Below are 15,031 nucleotides of genomic sequence, written 5' to 3'. Positions count from 1 at the left end.
GGGGAGAACTCCTCCCTACGCATAAATGACGAGGGTTTCCGTTCTCCCCCTTACCAACCCTAATTTCTGATGACTGAGAAGTAGAAATAAAGGAATCCCAATAGACCCCGAAGTTCGGTGGTTCTGTTTTGAGAGGCAGCTAGATCGCAGTTATCCCGCTAGAGAAAAGCGTTGGAGTCAATGTCCCATGAAAGACAATCCCGGAACGAAGAGGGTAAAAAAATTTTTTTAACATAAGTGGGAACGGCATGTTATAATGTCGAAGCCACTGACAAAAATGCTCTTGATTGTAGAGCGACGAGTCTTGCAAGATGCAAGAATACTTGAGTTCTCTCCATCGATCGAGTGGAGAATTTGAGGGAAGTCAAATTCCCTTCAATTCTGCTTGTCCCTGGAGGGGAAGCGGGATGCAGAAATCAGTAAAAGTGTTGGCAAAACAAAAAACCATGACTCAACAAGCGAACGTAAAAACCCAAGCTAATCTGAGTTTGGATGCGATTAAAGAAGCTCACGAGTTGTCTGAAAATCCGGATAAACTCCGGGAATATTACGACAAATGGGCAAACGCTTACGATACCGATGTCACCAACGAAAAGTATAGCGGCCCTGAATATATCGCTCATTACTTGATGAGTCTACACCAAAAACAGCAGCAAAAGGAACTCAAGGAAGACGATAAAAAGATTGAAATCCTCGATGCGGGGTGCGGAACCGGTTTAGTGGGTGAAGTGCTCAAACAGCTCGGATATCCCCACGTGGATGGGTTTGATATTTCCAACCAAATGGTCGAAAGGGCGGACAAAACCGGTGCATATCGCGCTCTGAAAGGCGAAATCGATATGAGCAAGAAAATCGACGCCTACAAGGATAACCAGTACGATGCGACGGTTTGCTGCGGTGTCTTTACCCACGGACACGTACCGCCCGCCGCTTTGTCAGAGCTGTTCCGGATTACCAAACCCGGTGGACTGGTGGTGGTGAGTACCCGGAAAAGCTATTACGAAAACACCGATTTTAAAGCGGTTTGCGATCGCGTTCAGCAAGAAGGGGAAGCCAAACTGGTTCACTCGGTAATGGAAGGTCCCTATATTGCAGAAGAAGGCGCGCATTACTGGGCCTTTGAAGTTTGCTAGACCCTTGTAAAGTAGAGTTTAGAAACCGGGTTTCTTCATCCAAAAATTGCCTGTTTAGCAATAACTTCGGGTCAGAAACCCGGTTTCTTGTCTGCTTTATCTAAAACGACCCCAACGCTGTAGCCTTTGGATCTGCTATTTTGCCCTCGGAGCATCTAATTCGATGTCGGTAATCCCCCTACAGTGCAAGGGGCGCGCAGGTTCACAACTCAGGAGTTTGCCCGCTTCCTTAAGGAAAAATCCCCTCGACAATTTCTCAAGAGAGTGCAAACATCTGTGTTACAGTGAAGGGGTAGAGCTCTATTGGAGCAATGAAAAGCTTACCCATCATCTCTTTATCAGAGTTGGCTCGAGATGTAGGCAACGATAAAGAGATAAAAAAATTGTACGATACCTGTGACGAGCATGGCTTCTTTTATTTAAAAGATCATGGGGTATCAAAGGAAACCCTCGATCGCGCGATCGCCGCATCTCGAAAATTTTTTGAGTTGCCAGAATCGGTCAAACTCCAGTATCACCAAGACAATCAAAAAGTCTATCCCAAAACCTCTCGGGGTTACAGTCCGTTATATGGGGAAGTCCTCAATCAAAATGACGGCAACGATCCCAAACAAATGTTCGACTTAGGGGTAGAAAAGCCCTTGTCGGACGAACCTTTTACCGGACCGAACGTACTCCCCGACGATAGTGTAGCGCCGGATTTTGCCCGCGCGCATTTCCAGCTACAACAAGAAATTCTCAACAAAGTTGTCCCCAAATTAATCAAGGGACTGGCTTTAGCGTTGGATTTAGACCCCCACTGGTTCGATAAATATTTCACCGATCCGGTGGTCATTCATCGAACGATTTACTACCCACCGGGTGTGGGAGGTGCGGGAAAACACACGGATACCGGCATCTTTACCGTGTTAATCCAAGAATACTTTCCCCATGCCTCTCTGCGAGTTTATACCAAAAACCAGTGGATCGAGGCACCCCCAGTAGAAGATGCCTTCGTCATTAACTTAGGGGATATGCTACAAATGTGGACGAATGGCTTATTTGTCAGTACCCCCCATGCAGTGATGCACGAATTGCCCACCACCCGCGTTTCAATTCCGCTGTTTGTATTTCCCAATATCGATACCACCATCGAACCGTTGGGGAATCCAGAAGCGGCAATTCAATCGAAAGACGTGATGCTGAAAAACTTTACCTCGATTTGGGAAACCAAGGAAGGTTCCGGGAGGGCAAAAGAACTGGTGTAATGGCGAGGAATTCAGCAAAAACAGCAAGCGCCAGAAAAATGCTTATGCCATTTTGAAGCGCCAGGAATAAATCCCGTTACTTTGACCGGATAAGTTAAAACTTTAACAAAATGGGTATATAGCACGTTTAATCGCTAATCCGCTATATACCCAATGGCTAATGCGCCATTTTCAAACGCCGATAAACGCCGAAAAGTGGCACCCAGCTAAAAACGTCTTCATTCATGTTCCCAGGAATAATAGCACAGGTGTCCCTCGCCTTCGATCGCCAGCGCCGCCAAATACGCCGGATGCGGGTGGATATCGCACAGAAACCAGCAAGACGCTAACTGGCGATCGCCGCGAATACGCAGCAGTTTGGCCGGCATTTCCGGACTCACGGAGACTTCCACCGCTTCCAATCCCGCCAACCCTTCCCCGGTGGCTTTCAAATAGGCTTCTTTGCGCGTCCAAGCGTGAAAAAATGCCGTTTGTTTCTCTTCCGGCGCAAGGGCGGCGATCGCCGCCACTTCCGGGGGAGTAAAAAACCGATTTGCCAGTTGTTCCGCATGGCGTAGGGGACGAAGATATTCCACATCAATGCCAATTGGGCGATCGCGCGTCACTGCATAAAGCGCCAACCCATTGGAATGAGAAACATTAAATTCAATAGCGCGATCGCCGGGATTTGCCAAACCAGGTTTGCCGCGATCGCGATACTCAAACGCGATTTTTTCGGCCTTGATGTTTAAATACCCACTTAAAATCGAGCGCAAAATGCCCCGCCCCACGATAAAATCATGGCGATCGCGATCGAAATAAAATCGCCGCGATCGCCCTTTCTCATCCGGCGAAAGCATTGCCCGAAATTGCTCGATTTCCCTTGCGCTTCGATGCAACTTTGCCCGCCAAACGTGAACCTCATTTGCAGATAATTCTCGGCGTTTTGGTGGAGGATTCCAATCGTTAAACTCCGGTTTCGACATTGCTTTCGCTTCTACTATCTCGGAAAAATTTGCCCATTTCAAATTAGCGATTTTGCCAAAGCGGGCGATGGAAATCCCGCCTCGGCTTTTCCCCATCCCCCGACGCAGACTATTTTTTTACATCTATTCCTGCGGACATAATATTACCCCTGTTTGGTGCTCGATTTTCAATTGCCCCCTAGGGTATTGGTTCAGTCACAGTTGTTTGACTTAAATCGCGATCGCTTGCGTGGTAGACTCGGGAACTTCCTGGCTGTCTGCATCGGAAATATAGTCGATAAACACATCCATTTTATCCATATTCACCGACCCAAAAATCGTGGCAAACGACACATCCGCCGCATCGCGCCCGGTCCCGATGCGGACGATGCCATTTTGCGGCGCTAAGCGCGTCGGATCGAACAAATACCAGCGATCGCCTAAATACGCCTCAAAACAAGCGTGAAAATCGGGCGGTTCCAATCCATATGCATATCCGGCCACAAACCGCGCCGGAATATTCATCGCGCGGCAAAAAGCAATTCCTAAATGAGCAAAATCCCGACAAACCCCGATCCGTTCCGTTGCCGTATCGAACGCCGAAGTATGGGGATTGCTGGTACCGTACTGATATTTTACCTTATCGAAAATCCAATTGCAAATCCCCGTCACTCTAGAATAGCCCGGTTCTAAACTGCCAAATTCCGATTCCGCCAAGCGACTCAAGCGATCGGACTGACAATAGCGACTTGGGTAAAGATAATGCAGGGTTTCCACGGGCAATTGCGCCGGTTGCACTTCCGCAATCTCATTCGGATCGGCATAGAAATGACACATATCTACCGTCGCCTGATAGGAAAGCTCTAACCGTTTTCCGGCGGGAACGTTTACCCGAAAATACCGATTTTCTACAATCGGAGTATCGTAATCGTCAATTGTTAACTTCTCCGGATTGATATCGAGGGTTTCTTGCAGGATTTTTTGATGTTCCGTATCGACAATTCTGAGATTAAACACAAAGGTACTCAGAGACTCAATGCTGTAATTCAGTTGACATCCGAGTTTGTATTTCATCGCTACACCTTATCTTAATCTGACCCGAATTTGGCGGCAATTCTCCATTGCTGCAACTTCCGTCAGGGTGGACAGTTCATCCTTATCATAACCCCGCCAGAGGAATTGTGCGTTTTGATGCCATTTTGCCTCGACCTTCCCCCCCTTCTTCCATCCCGCCTGCGGCGCAGAAGTGCCCTTACTGAAACAATTTCAAGCACTCCGGTTTCAATACTCCTTTCGCAACCGAAATGGTTCTAAAACTTTGGGCAATGATGGCTTCACAGGGTAAGTCAATTTGGGAAACCCCCGCCTCGATTAAGTCGCGAATCGAGACGCCACAGATAATTTCAGAAATTCCCGCCCAAATACAGGCGGTGGCGCACATCGGACAAGGTTCGGCGGTAGAATACAACACATACCCCGCCAGGGAAGGCGTATCCAGTTGATGGGTTAACTGGCGAATCGCATTGATTTCTGCATGAGCAGATGGATCCTTGTCTCGACGAACGGTGTTATGTGCTTTGGCGACAATGCGATTATCTTTTGCGATCGCCGCGCCATAGGGACTATCCCCTTTTTTCGCTTCTTCTAGAGCAATTCTCATCATCTCTTCTGGATTCATAGCACGGATTTTCCTCCTGGTTCTGATAATGATTTGTTATTATAGTCTAACTGGTCGCCTATTGACTCTAACGCTTAAAATGGTAAATCTCATTAAAGAATATTGTTCCAAAAGCTAAACGATTTGGCTGCCAATTTTATTGACTTCGATCGCCTAGCCGTTACTGTGGGAAATCCTGGGCGTCACGGCGTTTGCTGTTACCACACCGACGCCCTTGGCTCACAACAATTCCGGGGATGAACTTCCCTTTAGTTATTCCTTGATTTTGCAAAGAGTTTCGGAAGTGACGGGATGGCCGATTTATAGTTTTCAAATCGTGGAGTTTGAAAAGCAGGCGTATAGCTGCAACGGCAGATTTCTGCCCACCTTTCCCGATCGCATCATCTGGCACTTTAGTGGTAGCATCACCTGTAGGGTGGGCAACTCGTTGCCTACCCTAGCCGTGGGTTAGGTGCGAAATTCCCGATATTAATAGCAATGGCACGTTAGTGGGAGATTCTCGGTAAGGGGGGCGAGGGAATGAGCGGGTGAGTGGTGGCGATCGCGCGGGTTACTCGATGTCATCCGGTTCGATGCCCAGCGATCGCAGTCGTTGTGCCAAGCGATCGGCGCGCTGACGTTCGGTTTCGGCGCGCTGACGTTCGGTTTCGGCGCGCTGACGTTCGGTTTCGGCGCGCTGGCGTTCGGTTTCGGCGCGGGATTCTGCCTCTTGCAACCGTTGCGAGACTTGCAGATAGGTGGCAAAGGGTTCGCCGTTGGGGCGATAGATTTGCAAGTCTTCCTCCGTGAGAGAGAAGCGAATTCCCAAACGGGGGCTAACCCAATGGGCGATGGGTTCGATGACTTCTAATCGATCGTGCGATCGCAACCATCCACTCAAATCGTTTTTCTGCGGGTCGTACAAGTAATATTCCTCGACGCCATAGCGATCGTAGAACATCTGTTTTTTATTCATTTCCGTCAGGCTATTCCCGGGAGAGAGGATTTCAAATACTACCTGCGGCGCGATATTGTTTTCTTTCCACTGTTGATAAGATCCGCGATCGTCTTTGGGTCTGCCAAATACCACCATCACATCCGGCGCTTGACGAGTTTTGTTATCCCCTTCTACCGGATACCACAACAGGTCTCCGGCGACAAATACGTTCGGATTGTTGGCAAACAGCCATTCTAGATTATATTGGATTACCGTTATCCAGCGAAACTGCTTGGTATTTTCGGACATGGGATTCCCGTCATCTTCTGGGTAAATGACCTCTGGGTGATTCGCAGATTCCAGTTTAGAAACCATAACTGTTTCCTCCGTTCGGAAGGGGTTAGATCTAATATAGCAGGCTTTCTGGCGGTTGTGGGGGAATGTTGCGAGATGGAGATTCTCAGGATTCGCCAATGAATGCCATGTGCCTAGAGGCGAGCGAGGTGTTAGGGAATTTTGTATATTTACGAAATAATATATCGATTTTGCGCCAAAAAAAGGCTCTCTAGAAATAGAGAGCCGTTGTGAGTTGTATGGATTAAGGCAGGACTTTGCCTAAGTTTTATACAGTTTAAAGAGCCTTAGCTTTGGCGACCACGTTATCCACGGTATAGCCAAAGTTTTTCAGGGCCACGCCACCGGGAGAAGAGACGCCGAAGCGATCGACGCTGATGGTCGAACCTTCCGTACCCACATAACGGCACCAGCCAAAGCTAGAACCGGCTTCTACTGCCAAGCGCTTGGTAACGGCTTTGGGCAGAACGGATTCGCGATAGGCTTCATCTTGCTCCTCGAACAGTTCCCAAGAGGGCATCGAGACCACGCGGACTTTCTTGCCTTCGCCGCGCAGTGTTTCCGCCGCATCCACGCACAGATGCAATTCACCGCCGGTCCCGATCAAGATGATATCGGGAGTTCCGTCGCTGTCGGAGAGGATGTAAGCGCCTTTAGCAACCCCTTCGAGAGAAGTGCCGGCCAGATTGGGCAGACCTTGACGCGACAGGGCCAGCAGAGAGGGGTAGGGGCGATCGCCACCCACTGCTTTTGCTTTTTCGATCGCCACTTTGTAAGCGCCAGAGGTTTCGTTCCCATCGGCGGGACGCAGGACGATCAAATCGGGAATGGCACGTAGAGAGGGGATATGCTCGATGGGTTGGTGAGTCGGACCATCTTCACCCAAGGCGATCGAGTCGTGAGTCATCACCCAGATGACACCGGCTTGAGCCAGGGCCGAAAGGCGAATGGCACCGCGCATGTAGTCGGTAAACACCAAGAAGGTGGCACCGTAGGGAATCAAACCAGAACCATGCAGGGCGATACCGTTGCAGATTGCGCCCATGCCATGTTCGCGCACGCCGAAACGCAGGTTGCGATTTTCGTAGGCACCTTTTTGGAAATCCTTGGAAGATTTCAGCAAGGTTTTGTTAGAAGGAGCCAAGTCTGCAGAACCGCCGATCAATTCCGGAAGCACCCCAGCGATCGCGTTGAGGGTGGCACCGGATTGGTTGCGGGTCGCATCTTTTTTATCTTCCGGGGTGTAGGTGGGCAGAGATTTGTCCCATCCTTCCGGAAGCTTGCCACTGAGCATCCGTTCTAACACGGCGGCTTCTTCAGCGTACTCGGTTTTGTAGCGAGTCCAGAGTTGCTGCCACTGCGCTTCATATTTCGCACCGCGATCCACCGCTTGACGGAAATGATTCAGGGCTTCTTCGGGCACTTCAAACGGGGGATATTCCCAACCCAAGTGGTCGCGAGTGGCTTGTACTTCATCCGCACCGAGAGCCGCACCATGAACCCCGTGGGTGTTTGCCTTGTTGGGGGATCCGAAACCGATAGTGGTGGTGACTTTAATTAAAGACGGCTTGTCTGTGACTTGTTTGGCTTGTTCGATCGCCTTATGGATGCTGTCGAGGTCTTGGTTGCCTTCTTTGACTTCCAACACATGCCAGCCGTAGGCTTCAAAGCGCTTACCCACATCTTCAGTAAAGGCGAGATCCGTAGAACCGTCGATCGAGATGTGGTTGTCATCGTACAGGGCGATCAGCTTGCCCAGGCCCAGGTGTCCGGCGAGGGAGCAAGCTTCCCCAGAAACCCCTTCCATGTTGCACCCATCGCCGAGAATCACGTAGGTGTAATGGTCTACAATATTGAGATCCGGCTTATTGAATTGAGCCGCCATATGAGCTTCTGCCATTGCCAAACCCACAGCGTTAGCAATGCCTTGACCCAACGGACCGGTGGTGACTTCTACCCCTTCCGTTTGGAAGTTTTCCGGGTGTCCGGGGGTTTTCGACTCCCACTGACGGAACTGCTTGAGGTCTTCAATGGTCACGTTTTCGTAGCCCGTCAGATAAAGCAGGCCATATTGCAACATGCAGCCGTGACCGGCAGAAAGGACGAAGCGATCGCGGTTAAACCATTTGGGGTTTTTCGGGTTGTACCGCATGAACCGGTCCCAGAGGACAAACGCCATTGGCGCTGCACCCATTGGCAGTCCGGGGTGACCGGAGTTAGCTTTTTCTACCGCGTCAATAGCCAGAAAGCGAATGCTATTGATGCACAGTTCTTCGAGGGATTGTTTGCTCGGAGCAGTTACGGCCATAGTGTCTTTTCTTTAATGATGGTCTTTTTCTTGCGAGGGCGTGAGGATCGAGATTAAACGACTCGCGATCGCCCCTTATCTCATTGGATAATCCCATGATTCCATTACCGGGATCTCTGAGCAAGGGGATGCGGCGGATCAAACCGAAAAAATGAAGGATGAAGTTTGAAGGCATGAAGTCGGTTTTTTTGAAATCCGATCCTCCGGTTGTGGCTTCATACTTGCGACTTCATCCTTCAGATGTCGCGGATTAGGCGTACTTTTTAAAGGCTAAGGTGACGTTATGTCCCCCAAAACCAAAGGAATTGGACAGGGCCACCTCCACCGTTTTGGCGCGACTTTCATGGGGAACGTAATCTAAGTCACACTCCGGATCCGGATTGGTCAAATTAATCGTTGGCGGCACGCGATCGGAGGCGATCGCCATTACCGTGGCCACCGCTTCAATTCCACCCGAACCACCCAGCAGATGTCCGGTCATCGACTTTGTAGAGCTGATCGCCACGTTTGAAGCATTCTCTCCCAAAGCTTTTTTAATTGCTGTGGTTTCCGTCTTGTCGTTGGCTGGCGTGCTCGTACCGTGAGCGTTGATGTAGCTCACCTGTTCCGGGGTGATGGCACCATCTTTCATCGCCAGCTCGATCGCCCGGGTGGCTCCTTCGCCCCCCGGAACCGGCGAGGTGATGTGATAGGCATCGCAGGTCATGCCATAGCCGACAATTTCGGCATAGATTTTCGCCCCACGCGCGCGGGCGTGTTCCAGTTCTTCGAGCAGCAAAATGCCCGCCCCTTCACCCATCACGAAGCCATCGCGATCGCGATCGAAGGGCCGGCAGGCACGATCCGGATCGTCATTGCGGGTAGACAGCGCTCTTGCCGAAGCAAAACCCGCCACCGACAGGGGCGTAACTGCCGCTTCGGTGCCGCCGCAGATGGTGGCTTGCGCGTAGCCATTCTGAATCAGGCGAAAGGCATCCCCCACCGCATTGGATCCCGCCGCACAAGCCGTTACCGGACAGGTATTTGGACCTTTTGCACCGATATGAATTGCCGTCAGACCCGCCGCCATATTGGCGATCATCATCGGCACCATAAAGGGACTGCATCGGTCCGGACCGCGATTGAGGTAGATCGTTTGCTGATCTTCCATCACCTTGATGCCACCGATGCCCGTACCAATGATGACCCCCACCTGCTCTGCGTTCAGGTCATTAATCTCGAAACCGGCGTCTGCGATCGCTTGCTTGCTTGCGGCGATCGCAAACTGTGCAAATCGATCCATCCGCTTGGCTTCTTTGCGCTCCATATACTCGTGCGGGTCAAATCCCTTTACCTCACCCGCAATGCGGCAGGCATGACGGGACGGATCGAACAAGGTAATCGGGCCGATGCCATTGCGCCCGCTCAACAACCCCTGCCAATAATCCTCCAGGGTATTGCCAATCGGCGTAATCGCACCCAAACCCGTCACCACAACTCGTTTTCGTTGAACGTTGCTCATAATTGCTGTTTCTCTCGCTTCCACACCAAAAACGCAGAACACAGGTGAAAGCTGGCTGCTTTATGCTTTGGCTGCCACTTGGCTGTTGATGTAGTCCACTGCTTGTTGCACGGTGGTGATGTTTTCTGCCGCTTCGTCGGGAATTTCAATATCAAACTCTTCTTCCAATGCCATCACTAGCTCCACCGTATCCAGGGAATCAGCCCCCAAATCGTCGGCAAAACTCGCTTCTGGCTTGACTTGCTCGGCTTCTACTTCTAATTGATCCGATACGATGTTCTTGACCTTCTCAAAAATTTCGTCTTGACTCATCTCTAACTGTGTCCTCTTTGAATGCAGCAGCTCAAATGAACTTGGGGCATCGGGTCGGTCTGGTCTGACTGACGTTTTTTCCCTTGCTTTTTTTGGCCTTTTGTGGCCCTTCACCGTTTCTTCATCTGAATCGGCCCAAGCCATTTTTTTATCTTATCCGATCGATGCCAAACATTCTGCGATCGCTTTGGGGTTTTATTCTCTTCTTCACCCAAAAATTTTTTCCCCTCGCCCCTCATCCCAGTTCTCCATGCGCGATCGCAGATTCTCAATAGTCTACCACGAAGCCAATCCTTAAGGGAGTCTAAAAAAGTGCCCCCCACAAGAAGCTGAAGCGCCATGATAATAAAAACAGGAGTGATGCAGGCAACACCCCCTGCTTCACCCCCTTTCCTACTGAGAATCAAGCCACTACCATGCCATCTGACACCCTGAAATACGCTTATTTCCCCGGTTGCGTCGCTCAAGGAGCCTGCCGCGAACTCTATCAATCTACCGCTGTTTTAACTCAAGCCCTCGGCATCGAACTGATCGAACTGAAAAAAGCCTCCTGCTGCGGTTCGGGCACCTTTAAAGAAGATTCCCGCCTCCTGGAAGATACGGTTAATGCCCGCAATATCGCCCTCGCCGAACAACTTAAACTCCCGCTACTCACCCACTGCAGCACCTGTCAAGGAGTCATCGGGCATGTGGACGAACGTCTCAAGGAGTTTCGAGACACTGACCCCGCCTATCTCGATCGCGTCAATGGGTTGCTGCAACAGCAAAGCTGCTCTCCCTACCAAGGCTCCACGGAGGTCAAACATCTCCTCTGGGCATTAGTCTGCGATTTTGGGTTGGAACAATTACAACAGCGCGTCACGCGCAAATTAAGCGGTCTCAAATGCGCCGCTTTCTATGGCTGCTATCTGCTGCGCGCCCAAAAATCCCTTCCTTATGATGACCCCTACCAACCTGAATCGATGGAAAATGTGTTTCGGGCGGTGGGGGCTACGCCGGTTTATTACTCCGGGCGCACCCAATGCTGTGGCTGGCCCCTTTCCAGTTATGCCACGGAGCAATCGTTTAAAATGGCCGGCACCCACTTAATTGATGCGATCGCTGCCGGTGCTGATTGTATGGTCACGCCCTGCCCCCTGTGCCACCTCAATCTAGACTCCCGTCAACCGGAAGTCGCTAAAGTGGTGGGGCAAAAATTGGATCTGCCGGTGCTGCATCTGCCCCAGTTGATTGCCCTGGCCCTCGGCGTGGAACCTAAAGCCCTAGGGTTGGATCGTCACGTGGTCTCTACTCAACCGGTTTTGCAAAAGTTGGCCGCGCTTTAAATTATCCCCCAATGGAGGGTAAAGGGTTCACCGATCCGGAATCGGGCGCTCGGCGTGGGCGGATGAAAGCCTGAAAAATCGGGACTTGTGGTTGCCCGCGCTTTCATATTGGATCCATGAGGGAAGAGGCGATCGCCCTTTTGTTCGACCTCTCCCTCAGCCCCCCTACCCCCCGCAAGTCTATGCAAAATATTACGAACTTTTAAGTTATTGCCGCTTTTATTAGAGGAATGCAAAGGACTAAGATAAACTAAGCCAAGATTTATGTTGCTTTAAAGGCCCCTCGGGTGCCCTCGAAGCAACAGATACCAGATCCTAAAAGCTGTTGAGAACACGTTTGGAGCCTTTATTCCATGTCTCATTCTGTAAAAATCTATGACACCTGCATTGGCTGCACCCAGTGCGTGCGCGCGTGCCCTCTAGACGTTCTAGAGATGGTGCCTTGGGATGGCTGCAAAGCTAGTCAGATCGCCTCTTCTCCCCGTACCGAAGACTGCGTAGGGTGCAAGCGCTGTGAAACCGCTTGTCCTACTGACTTCCTGAGCATTCGCGTCTATCTCGGCGCAGAAACGACTCGCAGTATGGGTCTGGCGTACTAACAGCCTCGGGCAGATTTTTGGTGGGCATCGATTCTGCTGTCAGAATGGGTGCGATTTTTCCACCTCACTGATGCAAGATAATCGAGGGAGCAACGGCTCCCTCTTTTTTTTGCGATCGCCCCCCCACCCCGAAAGTTGTCGTTTCCGGAATGGATTGCCTACAGTGGGAAGACAATACCAACTCGCTGGAGTCTCGATTTTTCTCTCCCAAAATTGGGAGCCAAAATCGCGATCGAGAGCGCAGAAGGTTTATCGGTGTTGGAAAATCTAAAAAAAATTTTACTATTATAGCATAACCGACACCAAAAACACATAATTTTATCCACAATAGTGTTTCGAGAGGAGTGAATAGGTCAGATGTGTGGAATCGTCGGCTATATCGGCACTCAAGCAGCGAAAGATGTATTGCTTGCTGGATTAGAAAAGTTAGAATATCGGGGATACGATTCGGCAGGTGTGGCAACAATTTGGGACGGCAATTTGAATTGCGTGCGCGCTAAAGGCAAATTGCACCAGTTGCGAGAGAAATTAGAAGGGTTGGACAATCCCGCGCAAATCGGGATCGGACATACGCGCTGGGCCACCCACGGCAAACCGGAAGAGTATAATGCCCATCCCCACTTGGATATGCACGACAAGGTGGCGGTGGTGCAAAATGGGATTATTGAAAATTATCGCGAATTGCGCGAGGAACTCAAACAACGCGGGCACGAGTTTCGATCCGATACGGATACGGAGGTGATTCCCCATTTAATTGCCGAGTCCCTGGGCGCACCGATGGTGGAAGCAGAAGGTTATGTGCCTTTGATATCGCCGTTTTTTGAGGCGGTCCGCCAAACGGTGAATCAGTTGTCAGGAGCATTTGCGATCGCCGTAGTTTCGGCAGAATATCCCGATGAGTTGATTGTAGCCCGCCAGCAAGCTCCTTTGGTGATTGGATTCGGTCAAGGAGAGTTTTTCTGCGCCTCGGATACCCCGGCGATCGTCTCTCATACCCGCGCCGTGTTGCCCCTGGAGAATGGCGAAATCGCCCGCCTGACGCCATTGGGTGTGGAGGTTTATAATTTTGCCGGCGATCGCCTCAAGAAAACCCCGAGAGTGTTGAATTTAAACCCGGTGTTGGTGGAAAAACAAGGTTTCCGCCACTTTATGCTCAAAGAAATTTACGAGCAACCGGCAGTGGTGCGAACCTGTCTGGATGCCTATTTCAATCGAGAGTGGCAACCGGGGGATACGAAACTCGCACCGGTGAACCTGGGCATCCCCCCGGAATTATACGCGGATCTCGAACAGATTGAAATTATCGCTTGTGGCACCAGTTGGCACGCCGGCTTGGTAGGTAAATACTTGCTCGAACAATTGGGCGGGATTCCGACTACGGTACAGTATGCCTCGGAATATCGCTATGCACCCTCCCCCCTGCGCCCCCGTACCCTGGCGATCGGTATCAGTCAGTCTGGGGAAACAGCCGATACTCTCGCCGCTTTGGGTACGGAACAGCAGCGCCGCAGCGGTCTGGGCGACGCCTATCAGGCGCGTTTGTTAGGGATTACCAATCGTCCCGAGTCTTCTTTGGGACATTTAGTCCCGCACATTATCAATACCCATGCGGGTATTGAGATTGGGGTGGCGGCAACCAAGACTTTTGTGGCTCAGTTGATGGCGTTTTATGGGTTGGCCCTGGATTTGGCCTATCGGCGCAAAAGTCAACCGGAAGGGAGAATTGAGGAGGTTTTGGCCGGGTTGCGACAACTTCCAGCACAAATCGAACAGGTGTTGGGGTCCCAAGAGGCGCAGATTGAAGAGTTGGCTCACGAGTTTGCCGAGACTCAGGATTTTATTTTTATCGGACGCGGAATTAATTTTCCGATCGCGTTAGAAGGGGCGCTGAAACTGAAAGAAATTAGTTATATTCACGCCGAGGGATATCCCGCCGGGGAGATGAAACACGGCCCGATCGCCCTGTTGGATGCGAAAGTGCCTGTGGTGGCGATCGCTATGCCCGGATTGGTCTATGAAAAGGTGATTTCTAACGCCCAGGAAGCGAAAGCTCGAGATGCTCGCTTGATTGGCGTTACCCCGCACAATGGTGCTGAGGCAATGGATATTTTTGACGATCTGCTCCCGGTACCAGTGGTGGATGAGTTGTTGTCCCCGATTCTGTCTGTGGTTCCCTTGCAGTTGTTAGCTTATCACATTGCCGCACGGCGCGGCTTGGATGTGGATCAACCCCGGAATTTGGCTAAGTCGGTAACGGTGGAATAATTAGGGGCGATCGGCTCCACCCCAACCCTGGATCTGGGTATTGCACCCCATCACTTCTCCCGAATCGCAGGGCGCACCCGCTGCGCCCTTTTTTCTGGCCGCATGGGCGTTTCCCCAGAAGCACTTCCCATCCATCGGTAAAAGGGCACAAGTCGGAAATCCCCCCAGCAACCCACATCAATCGGTCACGGTCGCTTGAACCCCTACCGTGCTATAACGCTACATAAGTGCTGCCAATCCGTCAGGTTCCCCCCGCTACAGATGAGGCTTGACATTTTAATTCCCATCAGCTAACCTATCTTATTAGATTGAGGGGCTAAACCGTTGAGTCAGCCGTGGACTGTATCCCAGTCCATCTCGAGGAGCCTCAGTTTTGTCAGGAACCCCATCCCTAAAGGGAGGGGCTTGGTAAGACTTTATTTTCCCAAGCTCACCTGACCAGAAGACCA

13 protein-coding genes are annotated in these 15,031 nt (G+C 50.9%); 6 read left to right on the top strand and 7 right to left on the bottom strand.

Annotation, left to right across the window (positions count from 1 at the left end; genetic code table 11):
- Positions 1 to 407 precede the first annotated feature (407 nt).
- Together LKK83_RS16090 and LKK83_RS16085 are read left to right on the top strand one after the other, a co-directional pair.
- Positions 408 to 1,133 (top strand): class I SAM-dependent DNA methyltransferase, encoded by a 726-nt coding sequence (locus LKK83_RS16090; RefSeq protein ID WP_324632237.1) that lies wholly within the window; start codon positions 408 to 410, stop codon positions 1,131 to 1,133.
- Between the two features lie 311 nt (positions 1,134 to 1,444).
- The gene (locus LKK83_RS16085; protein ID WP_324632236.1) at positions 1,445 to 2,380 is read left to right on the top strand and encodes an isopenicillin N synthase family dioxygenase; all 936 of its coding nucleotides are present in this window, start codon (positions 1,445 to 1,447) and stop codon (positions 2,378 to 2,380) included.
- Positions 2,381 to 2,598: 218 nt separating this feature from the next.
- Here the strand turns inward: LKK83_RS16085 and LKK83_RS16080 are convergent, their stop codons facing one another.
- The 3 genes from LKK83_RS16080 to LKK83_RS16070 all read right to left on the bottom strand — a co-directional run bounded on the left by LKK83_RS16080 (position 2,599) and on the right by LKK83_RS16070 (position 5,002).
- Positions 2,599 to 3,441: a 4'-phosphopantetheinyl transferase family protein gene (locus LKK83_RS16080; protein ID WP_324632235.1), complete on the bottom strand. Its 843-nt coding sequence runs from the start codon at positions 3,439 to 3,441 to the stop codon at positions 2,599 to 2,601.
- 114 nt (positions 3,442 to 3,555) lie between these two features.
- Positions 3,556 to 4,398, bottom strand: coding sequence for a transglutaminase-like domain-containing protein (locus tag LKK83_RS16075; RefSeq protein WP_324632234.1), 843 nt, complete (start codon positions 4,396 to 4,398; stop codon positions 3,556 to 3,558).
- Between the two features lie 178 nt (positions 4,399 to 4,576).
- A complete protein-coding gene (locus LKK83_RS16070; protein ID WP_324632233.1) occupies positions 4,577 to 5,002 on the bottom strand; it encodes a nucleoside deaminase in 426 nt (141 codons plus the stop codon).
- 214 nt (positions 5,003 to 5,216) lie between these two features.
- On the opposite strand from LKK83_RS16070, the gene LKK83_RS16065 reads away from it, so the two are divergent.
- Positions 5,217 to 5,453 carry a hypothetical protein gene (locus LKK83_RS16065; RefSeq protein WP_324632232.1) on the top strand — a complete coding sequence of 79 codons (237 nt, stop codon included), beginning with the start codon at positions 5,217 to 5,219 and terminating at the stop codon, positions 5,451 to 5,453.
- 99 nt (positions 5,454 to 5,552) lie between these two features.
- Here LKK83_RS16065 and LKK83_RS16060 read toward each other — a convergent pair whose 3' ends face one another.
- The 4 genes from LKK83_RS16060 to acpP all read right to left on the bottom strand — a co-directional run bounded on the left by LKK83_RS16060 (position 5,553) and on the right by acpP (position 10,393).
- Positions 5,553 to 6,293, bottom strand: a complete 741-nt coding sequence (locus LKK83_RS16060) for a Uma2 family endonuclease (protein WP_324632231.1) — start codon at positions 6,291 to 6,293, stop codon at positions 5,553 to 5,555.
- 256 nt (positions 6,294 to 6,549) lie between these two features.
- Positions 6,550 to 8,580 (bottom strand): transketolase, encoded by a 2,031-nt coding sequence (gene tkt / locus LKK83_RS16055; protein ID WP_324632230.1) that lies wholly within the window; start codon positions 8,578 to 8,580, stop codon positions 6,550 to 6,552.
- Between the two features lie 250 nt (positions 8,581 to 8,830).
- The gene (gene fabF / locus LKK83_RS16050) at positions 8,831 to 10,081 is read right to left on the bottom strand and encodes a beta-ketoacyl-ACP synthase II (RefSeq protein WP_324632229.1); all 1,251 of its coding nucleotides are present in this window, start codon (positions 10,079 to 10,081) and stop codon (positions 8,831 to 8,833) included.
- A 60-nt stretch (positions 10,082 to 10,141) separates the two neighbouring features.
- On the bottom strand, positions 10,142 to 10,393 hold the full coding sequence (gene acpP / locus LKK83_RS16045) for an acyl carrier protein (protein WP_324632228.1): 252 nt from the start codon (positions 10,391 to 10,393) through the stop codon (positions 10,142 to 10,144).
- 416 nt (positions 10,394 to 10,809) lie between these two features.
- Between acpP and LKK83_RS16040 the strand changes: the two genes are divergently transcribed.
- The 3 genes from LKK83_RS16040 to glmS all read left to right on the top strand — a co-directional run bounded on the left by LKK83_RS16040 (position 10,810) and on the right by glmS (position 14,582).
- Positions 10,810 to 11,718 carry a CoB--CoM heterodisulfide reductase iron-sulfur subunit B family protein gene (locus LKK83_RS16040; RefSeq protein ID WP_324632227.1) on the top strand — a complete coding sequence of 303 codons (909 nt, stop codon included), beginning with the start codon at positions 10,810 to 10,812 and terminating at the stop codon, positions 11,716 to 11,718.
- Between the two features lie 353 nt (positions 11,719 to 12,071).
- Complete coding sequence (gene psaC / locus LKK83_RS16035) at positions 12,072 to 12,317, top strand: photosystem I iron-sulfur center protein PsaC (RefSeq protein WP_204106816.1); 246 nt, start codon at positions 12,072 to 12,074, stop codon at positions 12,315 to 12,317.
- Positions 12,318 to 12,674: 357 nt separating this feature from the next.
- Positions 12,675 to 14,582, top strand: coding sequence for a glutamine--fructose-6-phosphate transaminase (isomerizing) (glmS, locus tag LKK83_RS16030; protein ID WP_324632226.1), 1,908 nt, complete (start codon positions 12,675 to 12,677; stop codon positions 14,580 to 14,582).
- Positions 14,583 to 15,031 lie beyond the last annotated feature (449 nt).

Origin of the sequence: Phormidium sp. CCY1219, assembly GCF_035615515.1 — a bacterium.
In the GTDB taxonomy this organism is placed as follows: Bacteria; Cyanobacteriota; Cyanobacteriia; order Cyanobacteriales; family Laspinemataceae; genus CCY1219.
Note: the sequence above shows the minus strand (reverse complement) of the source record. Positions and strands in the feature narration are given on the sequence as shown.

What these genes read in the sequence shown, in the direction of transcription:
- tkt (WP_324632230.1), bottom strand. Translation starts at nt 8,580, where the DNA reads ATGGCCGTAACTGCTCCGAGCAAACAATCCCTCGAAGAACTGTGCATC.
- LKK83_RS16040 (WP_324632227.1), top strand. Translation starts at nt 10,810, where the DNA reads ATGCCATCTGACACCCTGAAATACGCTTATTTCCCCGGTTGCGTCGCT.
- psaC (WP_204106816.1), top strand. Translation starts at nt 12,072, where the DNA reads ATGTCTCATTCTGTAAAAATCTATGACACCTGCATTGGCTGCACCCAG.
- LKK83_RS16085 (WP_324632236.1), top strand. Translation starts at nt 1,445, where the DNA reads ATGAAAAGCTTACCCATCATCTCTTTATCAGAGTTGGCTCGAGATGTA.
- LKK83_RS16080 (WP_324632235.1), bottom strand. Translation starts at nt 3,441, where the DNA reads ATGGGGAAAAGCCGAGGCGGGATTTCCATCGCCCGCTTTGGCAAAATC.
- LKK83_RS16060 (WP_324632231.1), bottom strand. Translation starts at nt 6,293, where the DNA reads ATGGTTTCTAAACTGGAATCTGCGAATCACCCAGAGGTCATTTACCCA.
- acpP (WP_324632228.1), bottom strand. Translation starts at nt 10,393, where the DNA reads ATGAGTCAAGACGAAATTTTTGAGAAGGTCAAGAACATCGTATCGGAT.
- LKK83_RS16090 (WP_324632237.1), top strand. Translation starts at nt 408, where the DNA reads ATGCAGAAATCAGTAAAAGTGTTGGCAAAACAAAAAACCATGACTCAA.
- LKK83_RS16075 (WP_324632234.1), bottom strand. Translation starts at nt 4,398, where the DNA reads ATGAAATACAAACTCGGATGTCAACTGAATTACAGCATTGAGTCTCTG.
- LKK83_RS16070 (WP_324632233.1), bottom strand. Translation starts at nt 5,002, where the DNA reads ATGAATCCAGAAGAGATGATGAGAATTGCTCTAGAAGAAGCGAAAAAA.
- glmS (WP_324632226.1), top strand. Translation starts at nt 12,675, where the DNA reads ATGTGTGGAATCGTCGGCTATATCGGCACTCAAGCAGCGAAAGATGTA.
- fabF (WP_324632229.1), bottom strand. Translation starts at nt 10,081, where the DNA reads ATGAGCAACGTTCAACGAAAACGAGTTGTGGTGACGGGTTTGGGTGCG.